This is a genomic window from Salarchaeum sp. JOR-1 (genome assembly GCF_007833275.1).
Classification (GTDB): Archaea; Halobacteriota; Halobacteria; order Halobacteriales; family Halobacteriaceae; genus Salarchaeum.
This window is the reverse complement of the sequence record NZ_CP042241.1, coordinates 1045144-1054053: the sequence shown is the minus strand read 5'-3', so window position 1 is coordinate 1054053 and position 8910 is coordinate 1045144. Positions and strand designations below refer to the sequence as shown.

11 protein-coding genes and 1 tRNA gene are annotated in these 8910 nt (G+C 68.1%); 6 read left to right on the top strand and 6 right to left on the bottom strand.

The window, feature by feature from the left end; translation table 11 throughout:
- Nucleotides 1–25: 25 nt before the first annotated feature.
- Nucleotides 26–955 (top strand): GTP cyclohydrolase MptA, encoded by a 930-nt coding sequence (mptA, locus tag FQU85_RS06585; protein WP_145845927.1) that lies wholly within the window; start codon nucleotides 26–28, stop codon nucleotides 953–955.
- 16 nt (nucleotides 956–971) lie between these two features.
- On the opposite strand, the gene FQU85_RS06580 is transcribed toward mptA, so the two are convergent.
- From FQU85_RS06580 to FQU85_RS06570, 3 genes are read right to left on the bottom strand one after another with little or no spacing between them, the layout of a single operon-like run.
- The gene (locus FQU85_RS06580; protein WP_145845925.1) at nucleotides 972–1244 is read right to left on the bottom strand and encodes a hypothetical protein; all 273 of its coding nucleotides are present in this window, start codon (nucleotides 1242–1244) and stop codon (nucleotides 972–974) included.
- Nucleotides 1245–1286: 42 nt separating this feature from the next.
- Nucleotides 1287–2087, bottom strand: coding sequence for a TrmB family transcriptional regulator (locus tag FQU85_RS06575; RefSeq protein ID WP_145845922.1), 801 nt, complete (start codon nucleotides 2085–2087; stop codon nucleotides 1287–1289).
- Nucleotides 2088–2128: 41 nt separating this feature from the next.
- Nucleotides 2129–3715 (bottom strand): DUF255 domain-containing protein, encoded by a 1587-nt coding sequence (locus tag FQU85_RS06570; RefSeq protein ID WP_145845920.1) that lies wholly within the window; start codon nucleotides 3713–3715, stop codon nucleotides 2129–2131.
- A gap of 89 nt (nucleotides 3716–3804) precedes the next feature.
- Here FQU85_RS06570 and FQU85_RS06565 point away from each other — a divergent pair, with 89 nt between their 5' ends.
- Nucleotides 3805–4335, top strand: a complete 531-nt coding sequence (locus FQU85_RS06565) for an FxsA family protein (protein ID WP_145845917.1) — start codon at nucleotides 3805–3807, stop codon at nucleotides 4333–4335.
- Nucleotides 4336–4405: 70 nt separating this feature from the next.
- Nucleotides 4406–4479, top strand: a tRNA-Ile gene (locus tag FQU85_RS06560).
- A 157-nt stretch (nucleotides 4480–4636) separates the two neighbouring features.
- Here the strand turns inward: FQU85_RS06560 and FQU85_RS06555 are convergent.
- Nucleotides 4637–5113 (bottom strand): cupin domain-containing protein, encoded by a 477-nt coding sequence (locus FQU85_RS06555; protein ID WP_145845914.1) that lies wholly within the window; start codon nucleotides 5111–5113, stop codon nucleotides 4637–4639.
- Between the two features lie 90 nt (nucleotides 5114–5203).
- Between FQU85_RS06555 and FQU85_RS06550 the strand changes: the two genes are divergently transcribed.
- Nucleotides 5204–5791, top strand: coding sequence for a hypothetical protein (locus FQU85_RS06550; protein WP_145845911.1), 588 nt, complete (start codon nucleotides 5204–5206; stop codon nucleotides 5789–5791).
- A gap of 29 nt (nucleotides 5792–5820) precedes the next feature.
- The gene (locus FQU85_RS06545; RefSeq protein ID WP_145845909.1) at nucleotides 5821–6069 is read left to right on the top strand and encodes a hypothetical protein; all 249 of its coding nucleotides are present in this window, start codon (nucleotides 5821–5823) and stop codon (nucleotides 6067–6069) included.
- A 138-nt stretch (nucleotides 6070–6207) separates the two neighbouring features.
- On the opposite strand, the gene FQU85_RS06540 is transcribed toward FQU85_RS06545, so the two are convergent.
- Complete coding sequence (locus FQU85_RS06540; protein WP_145845907.1) at nucleotides 6208–7293, bottom strand: Lrp/AsnC family transcriptional regulator; 1086 nt, start codon at nucleotides 7291–7293, stop codon at nucleotides 6208–6210.
- Nucleotides 7294–7374: 81 nt separating this feature from the next.
- Between FQU85_RS06540 and FQU85_RS06535 the strand changes: the two genes are divergently transcribed.
- Nucleotides 7375–8430, top strand: coding sequence for an anthranilate phosphoribosyltransferase (locus FQU85_RS06535; protein ID WP_145845905.1), 1056 nt, complete (start codon nucleotides 7375–7377; stop codon nucleotides 8428–8430).
- A gap of 285 nt (nucleotides 8431–8715) precedes the next feature.
- On the opposite strand, the gene FQU85_RS06530 is transcribed toward FQU85_RS06535, so the two are convergent.
- Nucleotides 8716–8895: a hypothetical protein gene (locus FQU85_RS06530; protein ID WP_145845903.1), complete on the bottom strand. Its 180-nt coding sequence runs from the start codon at nucleotides 8893–8895 to the stop codon at nucleotides 8716–8718.
- Nucleotides 8896–8910: the final 15 nt, after the last annotated feature.

The window sequence follows — 8910 nt, the reverse complement described above, 5'->3', positions numbered from 1 at the left end:
GTGCTACCGCGGGAAGCATCGTGTAATGACCGAGCAACTGCCGGACGTGCAGGCGTCGACCCCGGACGTCTCCGTCGGACTGAGCCAGGTGGGCGTGACGGGCGTGGAGAAACTCGTGAAGATAGCGCGCCCCGAGAAGCGCCCGCTCGTCTTCTCCGCGGAGTTCGAGGTGTACGTCGACCTCCCGCGGGAGCGCAAGGGAATCGACATGAGCCGGAACATGGAGGTCATCGACGAGACGCTCGAGGCCGCGGTGAGCGAGCCCGCATACCGCATCGAGGACGTGTGCGGGGAGGCCGCGAACCGCCTGCTCGAAAAACACGACTACACGTCCCAGGCTAGCGTGGAGATGGAGGCGCAGTACGTCACGCAGGACGAGACGCCCGAATCGGGGAAGCCGACGCAGGGCACGATGGACTTCCTCGCCTCGGCGACCGCACAGGAGGGCGAGCGCACGCGCGAGGAGGTCGGCGTGCGCGTCACCGGAATGACGGTGTGTCCGTGCAGCCAGCAGATGATGAGCGCACGCGCTCGCGACAAACTCCGCGAGCTCGGCGTCGAGAGCGACGACGTGAAGGAGTTCCTCCGCGAGGTGCCGCAGGCCGGGCACAGCCAGCGCGGACACGCGACGCTCACCATCGAGACGGCGGGCGAACCCGACGTCGACCTCATCGAACTCTCCGAGCTCGCGAAGGACTCGATGAGCGCCCGCATCTACAACATGGCCAAGCGCCCCGACGAGGATCACATGACGTACGAGGCGCACGCGAACGCCCGGTTCGTCGAGGACTGCGTGCGCGCGATGGCCGAGAGCGTGGTCTCCGAGTACGACCACCTCGCAGACGACGCGGTCGTGACGATGAAGCAGTCGAACGACGAGTCCATCCACCAGCACAACGCGCACGCCGAACGAATCGCGACGCTCGGCGACCTGCGGGCGGAAGTCACAGAGTAGCGCCAGGAGCCGCTTTTTACGCGTTCGCGAGTTGGTTGGCGCGAGCGACGACGTAGAGGAGGACGAACGCGGTGCCGACCGCGAGGACGAACTGGGTGACGAGCGAGAGCGGCACGATGAAGAGCGGGGTGACCGCGACGAGTTCGACGAGGAGGTACTGGAGGACGGCCGGTATCGCGGCGGTCACGCCGACGGCGACGACGAGTTTCGCGAGCGGGACGACTTCAACGAGGACGCGGGGGAGGTCGAGTTCACCATCGGGTGTGAAGAACGGCTTGGAGGGCGGCATACCCGGAGAGTGCCGGAGAGACGACGATAAGCCTTGCTCCACCTATTCGAGCGTGGTGGCGTCCGTCCAGCTCTCCTCGAACTCGGCGGTCACGTCGTCGGCGAACGCGGGATCCTTGAGGGCGACGAGCGCGAAGGACTCGTCGGGCTGAACGGGGTTCGGCATCTCGATGCAGACTTCCGCGCCGTCGATGACGACGACGTTGCTGTCGACGGTGTCGCCGATTCGGACGCTGAAGTCGTCGTGTTCGGCGAGTTCGGAGACGTAGACGGCGTTGACTTCGTCGGGGAGTTCGTGGGAGAGGTCGCGGGCGAGGAGGACGGAGACGGTGACGCCGCGGTCGAGGGCGTCGAGGAGGTGGTCGGTGATGCGACTGGAGACGTCGCCGATGTCGAGGCCGGAGGACGGCGCGGCCGAGAAGAGGACGATGCGGTCGTCGGCGGTGTCGAGGCGTTCGAGGAGGAGGTCGACAGTCTCGTCGGAACCGACGGCGGCAGTCCAGAAGCCCGCGTCTGGCGCGGTGGGTGCGGCGAGGTCGCTCGCGAGTTCGTTCACGACTGCCTCGTACTGGTCTGCTTTCTCGTTGAGTTCGCGTTTCCGGTCGTCGAGGAGGCGCTCGAGGGCGTCCTCGGGGTCGACGGCGGCGTACTTCTTCGGCCTGCTCGCGGCTTGACTGCGGACGAGGTGCTGGGCTTCGATACTCGCGAGCACGTCGTAGATGCGTCCCATGGGGACGCCGCTCGCCTCGGACAACTCCTTCGCGGTTGCCGGGCCGGTTTCGAGGAGCGCGCGGTACGCGCTCGCCTCGTAGTCGGAGAGTCCGAGGTCTTTCAGGCTGGCCATACCCCGGGTTCGGCGCGCGCCCGCAAAAACCCTGTGTCAGTTTACAGTAACTCCTGGACGAGGTCGGCGAGTTCCGCGGGCGTCTCTGCGCCCTCGCGGGTCGCGTGCGCGGTGACGACGCGCGCGGTGTCCGCGTCCACGCCGGGCGCGTCGGGGACGACGACCTTCTCGTGGTCGGCGAGGCGGACGGCCGCGCGGTGGAGATCGCTGCCCGCGCTCGCGCCGAGTTCGATGGTGAGCGGTCGCGTGACGAGGCGGGACGCGGCGGTGGCGTACCCGGCGACCTGCACGCCCATCCGCTCGGCCGCGCCGGCGAACGCGCCGACGGCGTCGGCCGCGGCCTCCCGGTACGCGGGGTCGTCCGCGAGGTAGCGGAGGTCGACGAGCGCGTTCGCGAACAGGGCGTTGTCGTCGATCGGGTGGAGTGGTTTCTCAAGGAGGCCGACGCCAGCGCGCGGGCCGTCGTCGAACGCGCCGCTCTCCGACTGGAGGCGGTCGATGGCGTCGGACGCGACGGCTTCCGCACGAGAGAGGTACTCGCGGTCGAGCACCTGGGCGGCGGTGGCGTACGCGCGGGTCGCGGCGGCGTGGTCGGCGAGCAGTCCGGACTCGCTGCTCGGGTCGTCGAAGTGCACCACCGTGCCGTCTTCGACGAGCGTGTCGAGGAAGTCGAGCGCGCGTTCGGCGTACCGGCGCGCGGTGTCGTCGTCCGCGTACGCGGCGTACCACGCGAGCGCGTCGGCGGCGCGGGCGTTCCCGGCGGCGAACGCGGTGTCGTCCACGGGCGTCCGCGCGCCCGCCTCCGCGAGTTCGGCGTTCCCGAACGCGTCGCCCGTCCAGAGCGTGCCCGTGAGGTAGTCCACGAGGTCGGACGCGATAGACTCGTAGGAGTCGTCGCCCGTGACGAGGTAGGCGTGGCTGTACGCGCGGAGGAGCGCGGCGTTCGTTTCGAGGAGGTACTCGCGCTGGGGGTCGCTCCAGTCGCGGCCGTGCGCGAACCGGCCGAACGCGCCGGAGTCCGCGCGGAGGTTGCGCTCGAGGGCGTCGAGCGTCTGGGTCGCCTGGTAGCGCTCGCGCTTCAGCGCGAACTCCACGGTGTCGGGGAGCGGGAACTTCTCGCTCGACCCCCAGCCAGCGAAGTCCGAGTCGAACTTCTCGTCCAGCTGGCCCGCGACCAACCGTTCGATTTCCGCGGTGACCTCGCCCGCGGGCGGTTCCGCGTCCCGGAGCGCGCGCGGCACCCGCGCCGCGTCAGCGCCCTTGTCCTCCCAGACGCGGTGCACGCGCTCGATGACCTGCCGGAACCCGTCCGTGTCGAGGTAGGTCGCTCCCGCGATGTGCGCGCCCGACGGCGTCAAGAACACCGTCGAGGGAAACCCGCCCATGTTGTAGCGTTCCCGCACCCGCGGGTGGCGGTCGGCGTCCGCACGCACGGGCACGAACTCCTCGTTCAGGTTCGCGGCGACCCGGGGGTCGGCGTACGCGCCCTCGTCCATCTCGCGACACCGCCGACTCCACCGCGTCACCAGCGACAACAGGAGGGGGTTGTCCTCGGATTCGGCTTCCTCGAACGCCGCGTCGCCCCACTCGCGCCACTCCACCTTCGTCGCGTCCGCGGACTCGTCCATACCCGGGAGAGACGCCGTGTTCGGGAAAACGCTTCGAACCCGGCGACCCGACCCAACCGTTAAACCCACCCAGCGGGTAGTAGCACGCGATGAAACGGCTGCTCGCGGCACTCCTCCTCGTGCCCTTGCTCGACATGCTCTTCCTCGTGTTCCTCTCCACGATGCTCTCGTGGGAGGTGCTCGTCGCGCTCGTCGTCCTCACCGCCCTCCTCGGCATGCTGTTCGTGCGCGCCGAGGGCCGCCACACGCTCAGGCGGATCCAGCAGGCGCTCGCGGAGGGCCGCCCGCCCACCGACGAACTCGTGGACGGCGGCCTGCTGCTCGTCGCCGGCGCGTTCCTCCTCACCCCCGGCCTCGTCACGGACGCCATCGGCCTCCTGTTCGTCGTTCCAGTGACCCGCGCGCCGATCCGCTGGGCGCTCAAGAAGTACGTCATCACCCCCAGGCTCGACGCGAAAACGGGCGGCTTCGCCAGCGGCCACGTCTACACGTTCGGCTTCCCGGACGACGGCGCGAACGCCCCCGGCGGGAACGCGAACCCCGGCGAGAACACGTACGACCTCAGCGAGGACGCCTACGACGTGGAATTCGACGACAACGAAGACGACCGCCGGAAGTAACCACCCGACAGCGCCACGGCTGCCGAAAGGAAACGCTTAAACAAACCACGCAGTATAGAACGAAGTGAGCGGGCCGGTAGCTCAATTAGGTAGAGCGCCACTCTGATAAGGTGGAAGTTTGCGGTTCAAATCCGCACCGGCCCACTGCTTCTGTCGCGAACACCGTGAGCGATCGAATAGTGTACGGTGCGGAGTTGAACGAAGGCAGTCGCAGCCAGTCGCACGCGAGCTGGTGAGGCGAGCGGGGTCGTCTGGCGGTAGTTCAGCAGCCGCAGCGGCCCACTTCCGTGTCCTCAGCCGGTTAGCCCTGCGTGTTTCCGCAGTCGGTGCAGGTGAGTTCGAAGGCGCCGTCGACGAGCGCGAGGTCGTGTTCGCGTTCGTCCTCGCAGTCGGGACAGTAGACGTAGGATTGGATGTCGTCCCAGTCGTGTTGGCTTCCGGGTGCGCCGAGCGCCCAGCCGACGACGCGTTCGTCGGTGTCGTTGTAGCCGGTCTGGAACTCGCCGGGTTCGAAGCGGACGAGTTCGCGTTCGCCGACGTCGACTTCGCGTCGGTCTTTCCCGACGTCGAAGGTCGCGGTGCCGGATTCGACGTAGAACACTTCTTCCTGGTCGTGGTGGGTGTGGAGGCCGCCGGAGAAGCTGTCGCCGGGCGCGAGTTCGAAGTAGTTCATCGCGAAGTCGGTGGTGCCGAGGGCGCGCGAGACGGGTTTGCGGACGTCGTGAACCTGGAGCGAGTTGACTTCGGTGTCGACGTCGTCGATAGCGACGTGCTTCATGGCTGGGCTTTCGGCGGGGTGCGTGAAAACCGTAGGGGCGCCACAACGTTGATACGACGAGCGGCGGAAGACCGGGCAAGCGGTAGTACGATGAGTCAGGCGCACGCGTCGGGGACGGACGGACACGTCTTCGAGTCGGTGGCGGGAGTGTCGAGCGTCCTCGTGCTGGGGCCGGCCGACGACCGAATGACTGCGTCGGGGTGCCGGCAGTTGCTGGCGGCGCCGAGCGAGCACGCGGCGCACGTCGTCGGCGTGACGTACGACGCCCACGCGGAGTTTCAAGAGCGCATCGCCGATCAGGGGGCACCGGACGCGACCCGCACCGTCCTCACGACCGACGGCACGGACGGGTCGTCCGTGGAGTGCGTGTCGGTGTCGGACGGCGCGCGCCTCCTGTCGGCGGTTCGAGAGCGCGTCCGCGACATCGACGGCGAATCGGGAGTCGTGTGTTTCGACGCGCTCACCCCGCTCATCGCGGACATCGGATTGACGCGGACGTTCCAGTTCCTCCATCGGCTGATGCCGGAACTCCGGGAGCGCGACGTGACCGCGCACTTCCACGCCGACCCCGAGGCGAACGACCGCCAGACCCTGGACGCCATCACAACCGTGTTCGACGCGGTGGTGCGCGCGGACGGCGACGGCTGGGAGCTCGTGTGGAAGCGCCACACCGAGTGATTCAGGTAGCCCGCCGACCAAACGAGAGTATGGCTGACACGCCACCGTGGCCGGTGTTCATCCTCGTCGTCGCCGCGGGCATTGTCCTTCCCGGCATCACGCGCGGCATCCTCGCCGGTACCGCCATCGGCGAAACCGGGCTCGTGTCGTTCGGCGGGAACACGTTCACCGTCGGAATGCTGGTGTGGGTCGTCGGCTACGGCTCCACCCTGTTGATTCTCTGGTACGGCTGGCTCCGTCCGCTCGACTTGCAGGGCGCACCCGGAAACGAGAAGTAGGCGAGTGCATAGCGTGCGTCGGGACGCCCGCACTCGCTCGCGGCGTTCGCCCGTTCGACGTCCCGCCGGGAGACGCGTTGCCGCTCTCGGAGTCCGGAACCCCACGGATTGTCGAGGACAATAGGGGCCGCGCGGGGGTTAGACGAGTTCTTCGTACTGCGCGCCGGTCTGTTTCAGTTTCTCGGTGGAGTAGAGGCGTTCGTGTGGGACGGGCAGGTAGTCGGTGGCGAGCTCGTCGATTTTCCCGTCGACGGCGTCGGGGTCGCGGCCGTGTACCATCGTGAAGAGATTGTACGGCCAGTCCTGGTCTGGTCGGCGGGGGCGGTGGTAGCAGAGCGTGACGTAGGGGAGTTCGCCGACGGTCTGGCCGTACGCGTCGAGGTCGTCGTCTGGCACGTCCCAGACGACCATGCAGTTGTTCGTGAACCCGGTGGCGACGTGGTTGACGACGCAGCCGACGCGCTTGATGCAGTTGTCGGCGAGGAGGCGGTCGACAGCGGCGAGCACGTCGTCCGTGTCGGCGCCGATTGCGTCCGCGATGTCCGCGTACGGCGTCGCAGTGAGCGGGAACCCGTTCTGGATTTCGAGGATGAGCGTGCGTTCGAGCGCGGAGAGGTCGGAGCGCGCGGTCTCGCTGAGTCGGGTGGCGGTCACGTCCGTTCGCTCCAGGCGCTCCCGTACTGGCGGGCCGTCGCTCCCCGCTCGTTCGGTCGGAGGCGCTTGCAGCGCCTCCCGCGCGAACCGATCCGTGTTCATCACGGGGAATTCGAGGTCGATGTAGTAGTCCGTGAGCATCGGGAGGTCGAGAACCTCACAGCCCGTTTCGCGTTCGATGTCGGCGAGGATGCGGTCGCGGACGTCCTTGGAGGCGGCGGTGACGACGAACCACATGTTGTACTCGTGGTCGCGGCGGTAGTTGTGGTTCACCTGCCGGTGGGCGTTGATGGTCTCGGCTATCTCCTCGAATCGGTCGTCGGGCGCGCGGACGGCGGCGAGCGTGGAGCTGCCGATGACGGGCGGGTTGAGAACCGCGCCGAACCGCCGGAACACGCCCATCTCGAGGAGGCGCTCGACGCGTTCGAGCACGTCGTCCTCGGTGGTGTCGAGCGCGCGCGCGACAGCGCGGAACGGGCGTTCTTCGACGGGGAAGCCGCTCTGGAAGCCGTCTACGAGGCGGGCGTCGGTGTCGTCGAGGCGGTTGCGCCAGTCGCCGTCGAGGTCCATACCGGGAGAAGGGCGCGGACGAGTATCAGTCGTTGGATTGAATCGCGTGGGTTTAGGGTATATCCGTCCCTACCCCGAGATATGAGCGAGAGTTTCGGCGAGTGGCCGTTGAAGCGTCTGATGACCGAGGTCGTCGGCTCCGGGCACAAGTCAGCGGAGGACATGACGCGCGAGCAGGCGACCGAGGCGTTCGAGCGTATCCTCGCGGACGAACCCGATCCCACCACGCTCGGCGCGTTCTGGCTCGCGAACCGCTGGAAGCGCAACAGCGCGGAGGAACTCGGCGCGTACACGGACGTGATGCGTCGGGAGTCAGTCGAGGTCGCGGAACCCGACGTCGACCCCGTGGACTGCGGCGCGAACTACGACGGGAAACTCCGCACCGCCCTCCTGGGGGTGGGCGCGGGCGTCGTCGCCGCCGCCGCGGGAACCCCGGTCGTCGCGCACTCGGGCGACCGCGTCCCCACACAGAAGGGTACCGCGTACAAGCACGTGCTCGACGAGCTCGGCGTCGAGACCGACCTCACGCCGGAGGAGTCCGCGGAGATGACTGACGCGACCGGGTTCGGGTTCTACTATCAGCCGAACTTCAATCCGGGCGTCGACGCCATCGAGGAGCGCCGCGACCAGATGGGCGTCCGGACGTTCGTGAACACGGTGGAGACGCTCGCGAACCCCGCGAACGCGAGCGTCCACCTGGGGAGTTTCTACCACCTCGCGTTCGCGAAGAAGGTCGTGAACACGTTCGCGGAGAGCGAGGAGAGTTCGGTGGGGCGCGTCATCATGTTCCAGGGGATGGAGGGCTACGACGACATCCGCCCCGGCTCCACCACCGTCGCCGAGTGGGACGGCGACGAACTGACGGACTTCACCATCGAGACCGACGAGTACGGCATGGACTTCTCGAACGAGACGCTCCAGGTCGAGGACGTGACCGGCGACTCCGCCACCATCACCGAGGAGGTTCTCGCGGGCGAGCGCGACGGCGACTTCGCGGACGCCATCGCGCTCAACGCCGCGTTCCGCATGTACGCCCGCCGCGACGTCGACACGCTCCAGGACGGCCTGGAAACCGCCCGCGACACCATCGCGAGCGGGCAGGCCGCGGAGACCCTCCACGACCTCCGCGCATTCTAACGTCCCGGGCGGAAATCGCGTTCCCGTCGTGTAGTCCAAACCGTTAACGCCCGCGGGAGTGAGGCAGGCGTATAGACGACGAGTCCGGGTTCTTCGTCGCTGACGACGGCCCCGGGTTCCCCACAGGCGTGCTTCGCCGGGGCGCGCCCGAACCCGACGAGGGCCACTACGGCCTGCACGTGGTCGAGCGAGTGGCGGACGCCCACGGCTGGACGGTGCGGTTCACGAGCGGGAACGAGAGCGGCGCGCGCGCGTCGAGTTCCGGGACGCATCGACCTCCCGGACTTAACGGGGTTCCGCCCAGTTCACGAACGCCTCGAAGCCGTAGGTGGCGCCGAGGAAGAAGGCGGCGAACGTCACCCAGCGCAGCAGGTGGAACTCGCCCGTGTACGCGAGCGAGACGAAGATGTACGCGAGCGACGCGCTGACGAACGCGGCGACGTAGAGGTTTCGACGAGCCGACATACCGGGGAGTCGGCG